The 15,193-nt window shown below is 74.8% G+C and carries 11 protein-coding genes and 1 pseudogene; 6 read left to right on the top strand and 6 right to left on the bottom strand.

What is annotated here, in order from left to right:
- Positions 1-254: 254 nt before the first annotated feature.
- Both ACFZBD_RS01640 and ACFZBD_RS01635 read right to left on the bottom strand, forming a co-directional pair.
- Positions 255-1,109 (bottom strand): annotated as a pseudogene (locus ACFZBD_RS01640) (SWF or SNF family helicase); the annotation flags it as partial.
- Complete coding sequence (locus ACFZBD_RS01635) at positions 1,106-4,231, bottom strand: SNF2-related protein (protein ID WP_391133555.1); 3,126 nt, start codon at positions 4,229-4,231, stop codon at positions 1,106-1,108. The pseudogene ACFZBD_RS01640 and the gene ACFZBD_RS01635, both read right to left, overlap by 4 nt.
- Positions 4,232-4,531: 300 nt before the next feature.
- Here ACFZBD_RS01635 and ACFZBD_RS01630 point away from each other — a divergent pair, with 300 nt between their 5' ends.
- The 3 genes from ACFZBD_RS01630 (at position 4,532) to ACFZBD_RS01620 (ending at position 6,551) form a co-directional block, all read left to right on the top strand.
- Positions 4,532-5,686, top strand: a complete 1,155-nt coding sequence (locus ACFZBD_RS01630; protein ID WP_391133553.1) for a fatty acid desaturase — start codon at positions 4,532-4,534, stop codon at positions 5,684-5,686.
- 45 nt (positions 5,687-5,731) lie between these two features.
- Complete coding sequence (locus ACFZBD_RS01625) at positions 5,732-5,914, top strand: hypothetical protein (RefSeq protein ID WP_391133551.1); 183 nt, start codon at positions 5,732-5,734, stop codon at positions 5,912-5,914.
- A gap of 76 nt (positions 5,915-5,990) precedes the next feature.
- Positions 5,991-6,551: an MOSC domain-containing protein gene (locus tag ACFZBD_RS01620; RefSeq protein WP_391133548.1), complete on the top strand. Its 561-nt coding sequence runs from the start codon at positions 5,991-5,993 to the stop codon at positions 6,549-6,551.
- Between the two features lie 202 nt (positions 6,552-6,753).
- Here the strand turns inward: ACFZBD_RS01620 and ACFZBD_RS01615 are convergent, their stop codons facing one another.
- The 4 genes from ACFZBD_RS01615 to ACFZBD_RS01600 form a co-directional block, all read right to left on the bottom strand.
- Positions 6,754-8,157 carry a tannase/feruloyl esterase family alpha/beta hydrolase gene (locus ACFZBD_RS01615; protein WP_391133545.1) on the bottom strand — a complete coding sequence of 468 codons (1,404 nt, stop codon included), beginning with the start codon at positions 8,155-8,157 and terminating at the stop codon, positions 6,754-6,756.
- Between the two features lie 341 nt (positions 8,158-8,498).
- A complete protein-coding gene (locus tag ACFZBD_RS01610; protein WP_391133542.1) occupies positions 8,499-9,416 on the bottom strand; it encodes a hypothetical protein in 918 nt (305 codons plus the stop codon).
- 266 nt (positions 9,417-9,682) lie between these two features.
- The gene (locus ACFZBD_RS01605; RefSeq protein WP_391135860.1) at positions 9,683-9,964 is read right to left on the bottom strand and encodes a hypothetical protein; all 282 of its coding nucleotides are present in this window, start codon (positions 9,962-9,964) and stop codon (positions 9,683-9,685) included.
- A 150-nt stretch (positions 9,965-10,114) separates the two neighbouring features.
- A complete protein-coding gene (locus ACFZBD_RS01600; RefSeq protein ID WP_391133539.1) occupies positions 10,115-10,714 on the bottom strand; it encodes a methyltransferase domain-containing protein in 600 nt (199 codons plus the stop codon).
- A gap of 163 nt (positions 10,715-10,877) precedes the next feature.
- On the opposite strand from ACFZBD_RS01600, the gene ACFZBD_RS01595 reads away from it, so the two are divergent.
- The 3 genes from ACFZBD_RS01595 to ACFZBD_RS01585 all read left to right on the top strand — a co-directional run bounded on the left by ACFZBD_RS01595 (position 10,878) and on the right by ACFZBD_RS01585 (position 15,185).
- On the top strand, positions 10,878-11,711 hold the full coding sequence (locus ACFZBD_RS01595) for an MHYT domain-containing protein (RefSeq protein ID WP_391133536.1): 834 nt from the start codon (positions 10,878-10,880) through the stop codon (positions 11,709-11,711).
- Positions 11,712-11,973: 262 nt separating this feature from the next.
- On the top strand, positions 11,974-14,754 hold the full coding sequence (locus ACFZBD_RS01590) for a nitrate- and nitrite sensing domain-containing protein (protein WP_391133533.1): 2,781 nt from the start codon (positions 11,974-11,976) through the stop codon (positions 14,752-14,754).
- Positions 14,751-15,185 carry a roadblock/LC7 domain-containing protein gene (locus tag ACFZBD_RS01585; RefSeq protein WP_391133530.1) on the top strand — a complete coding sequence of 145 codons (435 nt, stop codon included), beginning with the start codon at positions 14,751-14,753 and terminating at the stop codon, positions 15,183-15,185. Before ACFZBD_RS01590 ends, ACFZBD_RS01585 begins: the two co-directional genes overlap by 4 nt.
- Positions 15,186-15,193 lie beyond the last annotated feature (8 nt).

Below are 15,193 nucleotides of genomic sequence, written 5' to 3'. Positions count from 1 at the left end.
TCCCTCCTGCTTCCTATCGGGGTCCCCCAGCGCCTAACCGATGCAAAGGGATGAAAACACCCAGACTGGGATCATTTACGCCTTGGCTTCGGCCACCCCACCTGGGGTTCGACTTCAAGCGCAAGGGGCGGGAGGCCGCCGGTAACCGAACGGACGGCGACCGCGTCCGGAGCGCTGCCGAGCCCTCGTCCGGAGCGCTGCGCACACCGCGAGGGCTACGGGGCGGGCGTGTACTGCACGACCGTCGTATCGCATTCCCCCTCGTCGGCCTGGGCGAGCGCCTCCGCCAGCATCCGGTGGGCTCGGGCAGCCGCGTCCGCCGCAAGGAACTGCAGCGCCGCCGGGGCGAGGCCGGGCTCCAGGCTCGTCTCCGGGTCCAGGGACGGCGGCTCGCCCGGCGCCGAGGGCAGCGCCGGGGGAGCGGGCAGCGGCGGCAGGATGTCCCGTGCGGCGAACGCCTCCCGCGCCGACACCCCCGCGACGACGGCCTCCCGCTCCATCGGCGAGGAGGACGCGGCTGACGCGGCCCGGGACGCGCTGCGCTCCTGCAGCTCCCCGAGGAGCGCCCGCTCCCCTCGCCCCCGCATCAGCAGCAGCACGAACGGGTCCTCGTCGAGCAGCCGCGCCATCTGATAGCAGAGCGCGGTCGTATGCGGACAGTGGTCCCAGGCCTCGCACCCGCACTCGGGGTCGAGATCGCCGATCCCCGGCAGCAGTTCGAGCCCCGCGGCCGCCGCGTCCTCCACCAGGTGCGGCGGCATCTCGCGGTCGAGCAGGGCCGCGATGTGCCCGGCACTGTCCACGGCCAGGTCGAGGAGCCGGTCCCACTCGTCCGGCGACAGCTCCCGCAGCAGCACATCGCTGCGGTACGCGGTGCCGTCACGGTCCTTCACGACGGCCGTGATCCTGCCGGGCCGTACCGACACCGCCCCCACCGCGCCCTCGCGCGCGTGCCGCCGCCCCCGCTTCAGCTGCTCGTTGTCGAGCGCGGTGTCCTCCAGCGCCTGCAGCCACGCCCGGCCCCACCAGGTCCGGGCGAAGGCCGCGCCGCGAGCGGCCGGCAGCACCGCGAAGGTCCGCTCCTCGCCCCGGTTCTCGTATCCGCTCATCGTCCGTGCCCTTCCGTGCGCAGCTCCACCAAGTCCGCCAGCTCGGCGTCGGTCAGCTCGGTGAGTGCGGCCTCGCCCCCCGATCCGAGCACGGCGTCGGCCAACGCCCGTTTGCGGACGAGCATGTCGGCGATCCGGTCCTCGATCGTGCCCTCCGCGATCAGCCGGTGGACCTGGACCGGCTGGGTCTGTCCGATGCGGTAGGCGCGGTCGGTGGCCTGCGCCTCCACGGCCGGGTTCCACCACCGGTCGTAGTGGACGACATGACCGGCCCTCGTCAGATTGAGCCCGGTGCCCGCCGCCTTCAGCGAGAGGAGGAAGACGGGCACCTCGCCGTTCTGGAAGCCGGCGACCATCGCCTCGCGCTCGGCGATCGGGGTGCCGCCGTGCAGGAACCGCGTCGGCACGCCCCGCTCCGCCAGGTGCCGTTCGAGCAGCCGTGCCATCTGCACGTACTGGGTGAAGACCAGCACACCGGTGTCCTCCGCGAGGATCGTGTCGAGGAGTTCGTCGAGGAGGTCCAGCTTCCCCGACCGGCCCTCGATCAGGGGCCGCTCCTCCTTCAGATACTGGGCGGGGTGGTTGCAGATCTGCTTGAGAGAGGTGAGCAGCTTCATCACGAGCCCGCGGCGCTCCATGCCGTCGGCCCCGGCGATCGCCGCCATGGTCTCGCGTACCACCGCCTCGTAGAGCCCGGCCTGTTCCTTCGTCAGGGAGACGGCACGGTCGGTCTCGGTCTTCGGCGGCAGCTCGGGCGCGATGCCCGGGTCCGACTTGCGGCGGCGCAGCAGGAACGGCCGGATCAGGGCCGCGAGCCGGGCGGCGGCGGCCGGGTCCTCGCCGCCCTCGACGGCCGAGGCGTAGCGGGAGCGGAAGGTGCCGAGCCGGCCGAGGAGCCCCGGCGTCGTCCAGTCGAGGATGGCCCACAGCTCGGAGAGGTTGTTCTCGACCGGGGTGCCGGACAGGGCGACGCGCGCCTTCGCCTTCAGGGTACGGAGCTGACGGGCCGTGGCGGAGTACGGGTTCTTCACGTGCTGGGCCTCGTCCGCGACGACCATGCCCCACACCCGGCCGACGAGCGTGTCGGTGTCCAGCCGCATGGTGCCGTACGTGGTGAGGACGAACCCGTCCTCGGGCAGGTCCGCCAGATCGCGCGCCGTCCCGTGGAAGCGGCGTACGGGCGTGCCCGGCGCGAACTTCTCGATCTCCCGCTGCCAGTTGCCCATCAGGGACGTCGGGCAGACCACGAGGGTCGGCCCGACGGTCGAGGGGTCGGTCTGCCGGTGGAGGTGGAGCGCGATGACGGTGATCGTCTTTCCGAGGCCCATGTCGTCGGCGAGGCAGCCGCCGAGGCCCAGCGAGGTCATGCGGTGCAGCCAGTCGAGCCCGCGGAGCTGGTAGTCGCGCAGCGTCGCGGCGAGGGCGGCCGGCTGGGCGATCTCCCGGGGCCCGCCTTCCGGGTCGGCGAGGCGGGCGCGCAGCCGCTCCAGCCCGCCGGTCGCCTGGACCTCGACGCGCCGGCCGTCGACCTCGGCGGTGCCGGTGAGCGCGGCCCCGAGCGCGTCGACGGGGCTGAGCTCGCGGCCCATGGAGGCGCGGGCGCGGCGCAGTTCGGCAGGGTCGATCAGCACCCACTGGTCCCGCAGCCGGACCAGGGGGCGGCCGGCTTCCGCGAGACGGTCCAGCTCCGCGCGGGTGAGTTCTTGGTCGCCCACGGCGAAACGCCAGTCGAAGGTGAAGAGGGAGTCGGCGGAGAGGAGCGAGGGCAGCGCGGAGGAACGCGCGACGTCGAAACCCGTCCCCGTCCCCGTCCCCGTCCCGGCGCCGGTGTCGGTGTCGGTGTGCGAGCCGGTTCCGTGCGGCGTACGGTCCGCTCCCGGCACCCGTGTCGTGTCCGTCCCCGACCACTCGCCCCCGGGGCCGATCACCGCTCGCGCGGTGAGGCGGTGGGCCAGCTCGCGAGGCCAGTGGACGCGGACGCCGGTCGCCTGAAGCGCGTGTGCCGCCGGGCCGAGGAGCTCGGTGACCTCCTCGTCGGCCAGCTCCACCGCGTCCGGGACGGCCGCCGAGAGCAGCGGGGTCAGCGGGGCCCAGGCGCGGGCCGCGCGGCGCAGGGCGAGCAGCGCGTCCATCCGGGCGCGGGGCCCGAACGCCGCCCCGGTCGGGCCGGCCCCGGCCCACACCTCGGCCGCGTCCGCCACCAGCGTGGGGTCGGTGGCACTGTGCATCTGCAGGACGGCCCGGAAGGCGGGCGCCTCCAGGTCGGTGAGCCCCGGCAGTTCGACGCGCAGGGAGAGACACACCCCTGTGTCGTGACCTACGGCCCCGCCCGCCGCCGAGGCCCCCAGCTCGGGCAGCGCCTGCGGTTCGTCGGCGGCGAAGGCCGGACCCCCCGCCGCGATCGGCGCGGCCGACGTGCGCGGCAGCCCGTCCACGACCGCGTCCACGAACTCCCGCAGCAGCAGCTCCGGTTCGGGCAGGAGCGGATCACCGTCGGCGCCCGCTTCCGGGAGGGGTACGGCGTGGGCGGACGGCGGCATGGAGGCCGCGAGCGTCCGCAGCGCGGCGACCTCCTCGGGGCCGAGCGGCCCCGCACGCCAGGCGTCCCGGTCGCTGCCGGTCAGGCCGGGCAGGAGCAGCCCCCGCGCCACCCACTCCAGGGCGAGAAGGGTGGCGGCGCCCCAGAACGCGGACGCGGACGACGCCGTCCCGGAGAAGCGGGCACGGGTGAGGAGCGGCAGGGCGTCCCGTACGGGAAGAACCGACGCGGGCACGGTCCGCGGACGGAGGTCGTCGGCCACCACGGTCAGGTCCGCCGCCGCGGTCGTATCCGCCGTTACGGGGGCGGGTGCGGTCGCCGTCGCGTGCGTCGGCCCGGCGGCGGGCCCGGGGGCCGCCTCGCCGGGGACCTCTCCGCCCGGCTCCCGGCCTTCCCGTGCACCTCCCTCGGGTGCGGGGACATCGGGTGCGGGGTCGTCGAGTGCGGAGAACTCGGGCAAGGAGAGCTCGGGTGCGGTGAGCTCGGGTGCGTAGAAGGCGATGCGGCCGGTTCGGGGCGGGTCGGAGGGCAGGAAGACGGCGGAGCGGCGGGCGAGATCATCGGGTGCTGACGACAGCGACAACGCATTCCTCAAATTTGACTAGCGGGGGCCGAGCGGCCGAGGGTACCCGAAGTGGAGGCCCGCCGTGCGGGAGAGCCCCGTGACCTGCGTCACGCGTGGCGGCGCCGGCCCGGCGTCGCGCACAGCAGCCCGATGTGCCTTCGGGGGGCGGGGGTGGAGCCAGCCCCACCCTCGTCCCCGGGGCACCCCCCGGAGGCCCCGGGGGATGCCGTCATGGCCGTGGGCGATCCCCGATCCGTAGGTTCGAAGGAGCCGGGCGGACCGCGCCCGGGCCCACGCCCACGGACCCCGGAGACCGCCATGCCCCAGGCCACCGCCACGCTCACGGCGCCCGATCGGAGCGCAGTCCCGGCCACCGAACCCGCCTCGGCCACCGAACCCGCCTCGGCGACCGAACCCGCCTCGGCCAGCGCCCCCGGAACCGGCGCCAGAAGCGCCGGCAGTGACTTCGCCCCGCTGCTGCGCACCGTCAGGGGGCAGGGCCTGCTCGAGCGCAGACCCGGCTGGTACGCCCGGGGCATCGCGGTCAACCTCCTAGGCCTCGCCGCCGTGGTGACCGGCCTGTTCCTGATCGGCCCCTCCTGGTGGGCGCTCCTGCTCGCCGTACCCCTGGCCCTGCTCTCCGCCCGGATCGCCTTCGTCGGACACGACGCGGGGCACGCACAGATCACCGCCGACCGCCGCCTGGGCCGGCTGATCCAGCTCGTCCACGCCGACCTGCTGCTCGGCATGAGCCAGGAGTGGTGGAACGACAAGCACAACCGCCACCACGCCAACCCCAACCACCTCGACAAGGATCCGGATGTCGCCGCCGACATCCTCGTCTTCGCCCAGCACCAGACCGAGGGCCGCGCGGGTCTGCGCGGCTGGCTCACCCGCCACCAGGCCTGGCTGTTCTTCCCGCTGACCACCCTGGAGGGCATCGCCCTCAAGGTGTACGGATTCCAGGCGCTGTTCTCCAAGGACGGGCCCTTCAGGACGCGGCGCGAACGGCTCGTCGAAGGCGCCCTGCTCCTCGCCCACGTCATCGGCTACGCGGCCCTGCTGCTCTCCACCCTCACCCTCGGCCAGGCGCTGCTCTTCGCCCTGATCCACCAGATGCTCCTCGGCCTCCACCTGGGCCTGGCCTTCGCCCCCAACCACAAGGGCATGGAGATGCCCGACGCCCACCCGGACGGCGACAGCTGGGGCCATCTGCGCCGCCAGGTGCTCACCTCCCGCAACATCCGGGGCGGCGCCCTCACCGACTGGTTCCTCGGCGGACTCAACTACCAGATCGAGCACCACCTCTTCCCGAGCATGCCGCGGCCGCATCTCCGGCTCGCCCAGCCCGCCGTGCGTGCCCACTGCCGCACACTGGGTATCCCCTACACGGAGACGGGATTCGTCGAGTCCTACCGGCAGGCGCTCGGCCATCTGCACGAGGTCGGCGAGCCGCTCCGTACGGCGGCCTGAGCGCTCAGGCGCAGCGGCCACGACTGAAGAGACGGGACGACGATCATGACGACACGTACGAAGGTAGTGATCGGGGGAGTGGCCGTGGGCCTGCTCCTGATGCCCCTCATCGGGTTCTGGATGTCGCTCCTCGTGGTCCTCGGCGTCCCCGCCGTGGCCTATCTGGCGCTCGACCCGGGCCAGCGGCGCCGGCTGCGCCGGATCTCCCGCAAGGAGCTGCGCCGCTGACCGTCCCTCCCGGGGGCACCCGTACGGGCCCGCATAGGGTCGGAGGCGATCAGCAGCCGGAGAGAGGGAGGCCACCATGGGCGCGAGCGACACGGTGGGCGGGACGGTCCTGACCGTCAGCAGCAACGGCGTGTACGCGTTCACCAAGCCGAACCGGGAGAGCGTCACCCTGCTCGCCGGCCTCGGCGTGGAGGGCGACGTCCATGCGGGCGTCACGGTCAAGCACCGCTCGCGGATGGCCAAGGACCCGACCGTGCCGAACCTGCGCCAGGTGCACCTGATCCACGCCGAACTCCTCGACGAGGTCGCCGGTTCCGGCTTCGACGTCCCGCCGGGCGCCCTCGGCGAGAACATCACCACCCGGGGGATCGACCTCCTCGGCCTGCCGACCGGCGCCCGCCTCCGCCTCGGCGCCGAGGCCGTCGTGGAGGTCACCGGCCTGCGCAATCCGTGCGCCCAGATCGACGGCTTCCGGCACGGGCTGCTCAAGCAGGTGCTCGGCCGCGACGAGGAGGGGCGACTCGTCCGCAAGGCCGGGATCATGGCGGTCGTCCTGACCGGTGGGGTGGTCCGGCCCGGCGACCCGATCGCCGTCGAGCTGCCGGCCGGGCCGCACCGCCCCCTGGAGAAGGTCTGAGTCCTCGCTCCGCCGGTCGGTCCGATCGCCCTGGAGAACGTCTGAGTCCCGGCTCCGGCTGTGGGTCCGTACTGCCCTGGAGAAGGTCTGAGCCCCGGCTCGCCGCTCGGCCCGTACCGCCCCCCCCGGCGGAGACTGAAGCCTCGGCTTCCCCCCGCCCCCCGGGGCCGGACTGCCTGCCCCCTGCAGGACGTCGGAAGCCTCAGCTCGGCCCGCCGAGCCCATCCGGCGCGCAGGTGTTGACGACGTCGCCCGACGCCGGCCGGGCGACCGTCCGGTCCGCGGGTGGCGCCACGTCCCGTTCGACCCAGCGCCGCAGCGCCGCGAACGCCGAGCGGTAGCAGGGCAGGATCGGCCGCAGCTGGCCCGTGTGCGTGTCGTAGAGGCCGTCGGTGTGGGTGCCGTCCTCGATCGTGTAGAAGCGGTGCGAACCGCCCCGGCCCCGGTCGTCGATCATCCGCGCGTAGACCTCCGAGTCGGCCGCGATCGGCAGCAGCGCGTCGAGATCGCCGTGCAGGGTGATCAGCGGCTTGCCGATCCGGCCCGTCAGCGCGATCCCGGCGACCGCCCGGTGGACCGAACGCGGCCGTGCGGCGTAGTCGTAGGCGGCGTCGGAGGCGCACGGCGCGAGGATCTCCTCGACGGTCGTACCGGCCGTCCCGCCCGGGCAGTGCGGATCGTACGTCGGGTCGAACTCGGCCCGGAAGATCTTCTGGGTCAGCCCCCAGTACGCCTTCTCGTGGTACGGCCACAGGAAGCGGGAGCCGGGCGCGAACCCCGCGTCGACGAGGTCGTCGTCGGAGGCGCGGCCGAAGGAGCGGGCCACGGTCACGGGCAGGGTGGTCAGCAGGTTCGGCCCGCGGGCGGTCCAGAGCACGCCCTCCCAGTCCAGCCCTCCGTCGTACAGCTCGGGGTGGTTCTCCAGCTGCCAGCGGGTCAGATAGCCGGCGTTCGAGATACCCGTGATGTATGTGTGCTCGGGAGCGCGGCCGTACCGCTGCCGGACGGCCTTCCCGGCGGCCTTGGTCAGCTCGGTCACCCGGTGGTTCCACTCGGCGACCGCGTCGCCCGGCTTCCGCCCGTCGGTGAAGAAGTCCGGCCCGGTGTTGCCCTTGTCGGTGGCGGCGTAGGCGAAGCCCTGGGCGAGGACGTGGTCGGAGATCAGCGCGTCGGTGGAGTACTGACGGCGGGTGCCGGGCGCACCGGTGACGACCAGGCCGCCGTTCCAGCGGGCGGGCAGCCGGATCACGAACTGGGAGTCGTGCGCCCAACCGTGGGTGGCGTTGAGCCGGGAGTCGTCGGGGAAGTAGCCGTCGATCTGGATGCCGGGGACGCCGGAGGGGTTCACGGTGCCCTTCGCGGCGAGGCCGGCTTGGTCGGCCGTGTCGGTGTACGGCGTACCCGCCAGGCCGGCCGTGGTCAGGTCCGGCAGGCAGGCGGTCTCCTGGTGGGCGGCGCCGGGCACCTTGAGCCGGTCCTGGTGGGCGCAGGCGGCGAGCGGGACGGCGGGGGAGCCGGTGTCGGCGCCGGCGGGCGCGGCGGGTCCGACGGCGGTCACCCCCACCAGGAGCGCGGCGAGCAGCGGGACGCCTCGGATCGGGCGCATGGACGGCCTCCGGTGGGACGACGGGAAGGGGGTGCGCCGCCACATCGTGCGGGGGGCCGACTGAGCGGGCCATGGGTCCGGACCACACCTCGGGCCGCGGGGTCGTGTGGGTTCTGGCGGGCATCGCGCCGCCCGAGGGTTCGCGGCCCGCTTCGACGACCTGCCGGCCGAGCCGATCCGGCGGTTCTGGCTGTGCGGGGGGCCACGCGCTCGCGGCCCCGCCGCCCGATCCGCCAGGTCACCATCCGGCTACGCCTGCTTCCGCCCCTCCCCGCGCACCTGACCATCGGCAGAGGCGAACCCGGCTGATCTCTGCCCAGGTTCCCCGGTCGGTCCGTGCGTCAGGAAGGACGTACCGCCATCGCGTCCAGGGCCTCCAGGAGGCCCGGCAGCTCGGGGCCGCGGGTGACCGGAAGGACCTCGCGCGGTGCGTCGTCCAGCAGGACGAAGGCCATGTCGTCCGTGCGGGCGACCAGCGACCAGCCGGGTCCGTCGGCGCGCAGCATCCGCGCCCCGCCGGTCGCGAAGCTCGACCGCACCCGGCCCACCGGCGGCGGGTCCGTCACGTAGCCGCGCAGCTCGGCGAGGGCGCGCCGGACACCGGTGGAGGGGCCCGCGGGCGCGTCGGCGTTCCCGCCCTCGGCGCCGCCCGTCGGCGCCTCCCGGTCGGCTGCCACGCCACCCGTCACCGCGCCGCCGTCCGTCCCTACGCCGTCCGTCTCCCCGGGTTCCGCCTCGTCCGCTTCGTCCGCGTCGTCCATCTGGTCACGCCAGGCCGCCCACTGCAGGGCCACCTCGTCGGCGCCGAGACGGCGCTGCGCCGGGCCCCAGACCTCGGCGGACGGTGGGGTCAGGGGGGCGCGGTCGCCCTCCTCCGGCTCCGGGTCGTGCGGCGCGGGCAGATCGGGCGCGGCGGTGGCCACGGCGAGCGGCCAGCCGGGGAGCGCGGCCACGACCGAGCGCTCGTCGGGCGAGAGGTCGTACGCCATCCCGCAGTCCCAGGAGGCGATCGCGACCGCGACCAGCGACACGTCGTCGACCACCACGGTCCACCGGGCGCCCTCGCCGTCCTGGCCGAGCACGAGCCCGTACCCCTCGGCGTACGGCTCCAGGCCCAGCGCCGCGCACGCCGCCGGGTAGTCGTCGCCGAGCACGCTGGGGAACCGGGCGGGCGTGAGCAGCACCGCCGTCAGTACGTACAGCGCGTCGTCGTCGGTGCCGTCGACGGTGTCGCCGGCGGCAGGGTCCGTAACGGCCACGGCAGCCTCCCCATCTGGTCGTCGGCGCACCTTAACCAGTGGGTAACCCACACGTCGAGGGTCTCCGGGGAACCTCACGGGCGAGGAGACGGGCGACGGCGGGGTGCCGGAGTCCTCCGTCAGCGGGGACGGGTGGGCAACTGCGGGGCGAGGGGCGGGCGCTCGTGCGACGAGGGGCGGGTTCGTCGCGCGGCGCGGGGCGGGCGACGGCAGGGCGAGGGGCGGTCCGTCGCGCGGCGAGAGGCCGGCGCTCGCGCGGGGGCCGGTCAGCGGTCCGGCAGCCCGAGGAGCGCACGGGCCACGGTCTGCGGGGACTCGTCCCGCTCACGGGCGAGCGCGATCACCGCCCGGCAGGCCAGTTCGTTGACGCCGAAGGAGAGCGCCTCGGGCGAGACCCAGCCCGACGCCTCCTCGGCCCGCCGCGGATCGTCCTCGACGCAGCCGACGACGTATTCGGAGGCGGCCTCGAAGACGTTGTGCCGCCGCCCGTGCGCGGGAGTGGGCGCCGGCGGGTGCGGGGTCTGTGCCGCCCGGCGGGCGGCGGGCAGGATGCCGCGAAGAATCGCGGATATACGGGCCACGGCCTGCCGCCTTCCCCCGGGCAGGGCTGCCCGGAACCTCCACCGTAGCCACCACGGCGCCGGCGCAGAAGGGCGCCGCTTCCGGCCGCCCCGGCCCCTGGGCCGTCTCGGGGGTGGTCATCCCTCCCGTACGGCGAGCGCCAGGTAGCGGTCGTCCCGGTCCACGTACTCGGTGAGCCGCCAGCCGGCGCCGGCGAGGAGCGGACGGAGGTTCCGCTCGGCGCGCAGGTCGTCCTCCGTGATCCGCCGTCCGTGGCGGGCCGCGAGGGCGGCCCGGCCGATGGGGTGGAAGAGGGCGAGGCGGCCGCCGGGTCGCACGGCACGGGCCAGCTCCGCCAGGTCTTCGGCAGGACGCGCCAGATGGGAGATCAAGCCGGCTCCGAAGACCGCGTCGAGCGCCCCGTCGCGCAGCGGCAGCCGGGCCACGTCCGTGAGCAGCAGCGCCGCCGCGCCGTCGCGCCCCGCTCGGACCGCCTCGGCGAGCATCTCGGGGGTCAGGTCCGCCCCCAGGACCGTTCCCGCGGCGCCGACCGCCTGGCGCAGCGCGGGGAGCGCCCGCCCGGTGCCGCAGCCCGCGTCGAGCACGGCGTCGCCCGGGCGCAGGCGGAGGTCGGCGACGGCGGAGGCGTAGGCGGGCCCGTCGTCGGGGAACCGGGAGTCCCAGCCGGCGGCGCGGCTGCCGAAGAATTCCTGGACACGCGTGGGGTCGTCGCTCATGCGTCCATGATCCCCCACGGGCGTGTTCAGTCCCAGGGGTGAACGTCTTGCGCGCACGTTCGAGCGCGGCACGATCGTTCTGGAACATCTCGTTGTCATATTCCATCAGGTTTCGAAATGCGCCCCTGATGCGCCCCGTTGTGCGCACTAGCGTCCCTGGGTCATGGGACACCTGGACCACGCCACCTTCGGCTGGCTGACCCCCGTGCTGTCGTACGCGATGGCCTGCACCGGCGCCGCCCTCGGGCTGCGCTGCACCGTACGAGCGCTCGACGCCACCGGCCGGTCGCGGCGCAACTGGCTGCTCACCGCCGCGTCCGCGATCGGCACCGGCATCTGGACGATGCACTTCGTCGCGATGCTCGGCTTCGGCGCCACCGGCACCGACATCCGCTACGACGTGCCGCTGACCATCCTCAGCCTGCTGATCGCCATGGCCGTCGTCGGTGTCGGCGTCTTCGCCGTCGGCTACGGCCGCGACCGGATCCGCTCCCTCCTCGTCGGCGGACTCACCACCGGCGTGGGCGTCGCGAGCATGCACTACATGGGCATGGCGGCGCTGCGACTGCACGGACAGGTGCGGTACGACCCGCTGCTCGTCGCGCTCTCCGTCGGCATCGCCGTCGTCGCCGCGACGGCGGCGCTGTGGGCGGCCCTCCACATCCACGCCCCGGCGGCGGTCGCGGTCGCGTCGCTGGTCATGGGCGCGGCGGTCAGCAGCATGCACTACACCGGGATGTTCGCCGTCGAGGTCGAGGTCACCCCCTCGGCGGCCGCCCTCCCGGGGGCGTCGGCGATGCAGTTCATCTTCCCCCTCGCGGTCGGCCTCGGCTCCTACCTCTTCATCACCTCGGCCTTCGTGGCGCTCTCCCCGACCGCCCGGGAACGCGCCGCATACGCCTCGGCGGAACGCCTCGCCGAACCCGACGAGCGGGGCGCCGACACGGCGGCCCCCCTCCACCACGACCCGCCGGCCCCCGCCGGGACCCGGGCCTGACACGCCGGCCTGACACGCGCGACACCCGGGCCGGAAAAAGCGGCACTCCGCACGCCGGGCGCACCCCCCGGCACGCCCCCGCACTACCGGGCGCCCGGCGCACACCCCGCACCCCCGTACCGCACCGCGCACGACCCACCGCACCCCGCATGCCAGGGGCGCCTTCGCCTACCGCACCACCTAGCACCTACCGCACCCCGCACACACCCCGCACGCGCACCGCACCGCACCACCAGGAAGACGCAGCCGGAACGAGGAGGCCATGCGAACTCCCCGCAGGACCCAGGACACCGACGCGACGGCGAAGCCGCGCCCGGGAGCCCCGCGTGGACGGCGCGCGCACGCCGCCCCGCCCGCTCCGGAGCAGCCGGGGCGCCCGCCGCACGCGCCGGAGCGAGCCGCGCGGACCTCCGGCGAACGGCCGTCCGCCGCGCAGGGACCGCCCGGGCCGCCGGAGGCGCGGACCCGGCGCCGACGGCTCGGTCTGCGCCCCCGCACCGTCCGCGCGAAGATCGTCTCGCTCCTGATGGTGCCCGTCGTGTCGCTGCTCGCCCTCTGGGGGTTCGCCACCGTCACCACCGCCCAGGACATCGCCCGGCTGCGCCAGCTCCAGCGGGTCGACGCCGAGATCCGCGAACCCGTCGCCGCCGCCGTCACCGCCCTCCAGGCCGAACGCCGGGCCGCGCTCCGGCAGATCGCCGCGCCCGGCACCGGACGCGCCACGGAGCTGGAGGAGAGCGCCGGACGCACCGACGCCGCCGTCGCCCGGCTCCGTCTGGACGGTGGCCCCACCGTCGGCAACACCGGAGACCTGCCCCGCGAGGTCGCCGACCGCATCGGCCGATTCGTCACCCGGGCCGAAGGTCTCGGACAGTCCCGTACCACCGCGGGCGCGGGCCGCGCCGACTGGGACCGGACGTACGACGAGTACACCGCGGCGATCTCCGCGGCCTTCGCCGTCGGCGGCGCCCTGAGCGGCATCCAGGACGCCGAAATCGGATCCGACGCGCGCGTGCTCCTGGAATTCGGCCGGGCGGGCGAGATGCTGGCCCGTGAGGACGCGCTGCTCGGCTCCGCCCATCTCGACGGAGAGATGCCCGCCGGACGGCTCCAGCGGTTCGCCGGCGCGGTCGACACCCGCCGCACCCTCGTCGAGTCCGCCACCGCCGATCTCCGCGGCCCCGAGCGCGACGCCTGGCAGGCGCTCGCCGCCCAGCGCGGCCACCAGCAGCTCGTCGCGGCCGAGGACCGCGTCCGCGCCGCCGCCCCGGGACGCAAGGCCGCCCAAGCCGTGCCCGCCGCCACCTGGGACGACGCGGTGGCCGTCGTACGCACCGGACTCGCCCAGATCGAGACCGACGCCCGCCGGGGCGCCGCCGACCGCACCGACCCGTTCACCGGCGGCGCCCTCACGGCCGGCGGCGCCGCGGTCCTGCTCGGCCTCGGCGCGGTCGCCGCCTCCCTCGTCATCTCCGTACGCATCGGACGCGCCCTGGTCATCGAACTGATCAGCCTGCGCAACACCGCTCTGGAGATCGCCCGGCGTAAACTCCCCGCCGCCATGCGCCGGCTGCGCGCCGGAGAGGAGATCGACGTCCAGGCCGAAGCCGCGCCCGGAGCCGTCCCCCAGGACGAGATCGGCCAGGTCGGCGAGGCACTGACCACCGTCCACCGGGCCGCGCTCTCCGCCGCCGTCGAACGCGCCGAACTCGCCAGCGGGATCTCCGGCGTCTTCGTCAACCTCGCCCGCCGCAGCCAGGTCCTGGTCCACCGCCAGCTCAACCTCCTGGACAGCATGGAACGCCGGGCCGACGACCCGAACGAACTCGGCGACCTCTTCCGGCTCGACCACCTCACCACCCGGATGCGCCGGCACGCCGAGAGCCTCATCATCCTCTCCGGCGCCGCCCCCGGCCGCGCCTGGCGGATGCCGGTCCCGCTCACCAACGTCGTACGCGCCGCCGTCTCCGAGATCGAGGACTACGCGCGCGTGGAGGTGCGCCGGCTCCCCGAGACGGCCGTCGTCGGCGGCGCCGTCGCCGACCTCACCCACCTCCTCGCCGAACTCATCGAGAACGCCGCCCAGTTCTCCCCGCCCCACACCAAGGTGCGGATCAGCGGCGAACCGGTCGGCAACGGCTACGCCCTCGAGATCGAGGACCGGGGCCTCGGCATGGGCAAGGAATCGCTCGCCGAGGCCAACACCCGGATCGAACAGTCCGAAGCGCTCGACCTGTTCGACAGCGACCGGCTCGGCCTGTTCGTCGTCAGCCGGCTCTCCTCCCGCCACGACATCAAGGTCCACCTGCGGACCTCGCCGTACGGGGGCACGACGGCGGTCGTCCTGCTGCCGACCGACCTCCTGCAGGGCGCCCTCCCGCCCGGCACGGGGGAGCGGACGGCCGGCCCCGAGCCCAGCGGCTCCGAGGCGGCGGACCGTTCTCCGGGCCCGGCGGCGACGCCGTGGGCTCCCGCCGTCACCGCCGTCCCGCCCCCGCCGTCCCACCGTCCGCCGCGCATCCCCGCTCTCGCCCCCCGGCCGGACACGCCCGCCGCCGATCCCGCACGAGCCCCCGGCGCCGACCCACGGCGAGCCCCCGACGCCGACTCCTCGCGCACGCCGACGGCGGGTGTCACCGCCCTGCGCCTGCGGGGCCGTTCCGCCGCCCAGGAGATGTCCGTGACCCCGTCCCAGCCGACCTCGCAGCCGGCCCCGCCGCAGACCGGGCCGCCGACCCGGCAGGCACCCGCGCCGGCGGCCCCGCAGACCCCGCCGCCTCCGCCCGAGGCCGGCCCCCGGAGCGAATCGGGCGACCTGCCCCGCAGGGTCCGCCAGGCGAGCCTCGCCCCCCAGCTGCGCGAGGCGCCCGCGGCGGACCCCTTCCCCGCCCCGACCGTCCAGGGCAAACACGAACGCACCCCCGAACACGTCAGGGACCGCATGACCGCCTACCGCGACGGATGGACGCGCGGCGGCGGCGAGGCCCCCGGCACCAGACGCCCCCTCGGAAACGGCTTCGGCAGAGAAGGAGACCAGGAATGATCGACCACGAGAGGATCTCCCACCATCGCTCCGGCGAACTCGACTGGCTCCTCGACGACCTCGTCGTCCGGGTCCGCGAGGTCCGCCACACGGTCGTGCTGTCCAACGACGGGCTCGCCGTCGGCTCCTCCAGCGGCCTCAGCAGGGAGGACGCGGAGCACCTCGCCGCCATCGCCTCCGGATTCAACAGCCTGGCCAAGGGTGCCGGCCGGCACTTCCACACCGGCGGCGTGCGCCAGACCATGGTCGAGATGGACGACGGCTTCCTCTTCGTGGCCGCGGCGGGGGACGGTTCGTGCCTGGCCGTCCTCAGCTCGGTGAGCGCCGACATCGGCCTCATCGCCTACGAGATGGCGCGTCTGGTCAAACGGGTCGGCGAGCACCTGCACACCCCGCCGCGGCTCACCGTGACCCCACCGGCCGCCGGCTGACCCGGAGA

Origin of the sequence: Streptomyces sp. NPDC008121, from assembly GCF_042957155.1 — a bacterium.
Classification (GTDB): domain Bacteria; phylum Actinomycetota; class Actinomycetes; order Streptomycetales; family Streptomycetaceae; genus Streptomyces.
This window is presented reverse-complemented; position numbering and strand designations above follow the sequence as displayed.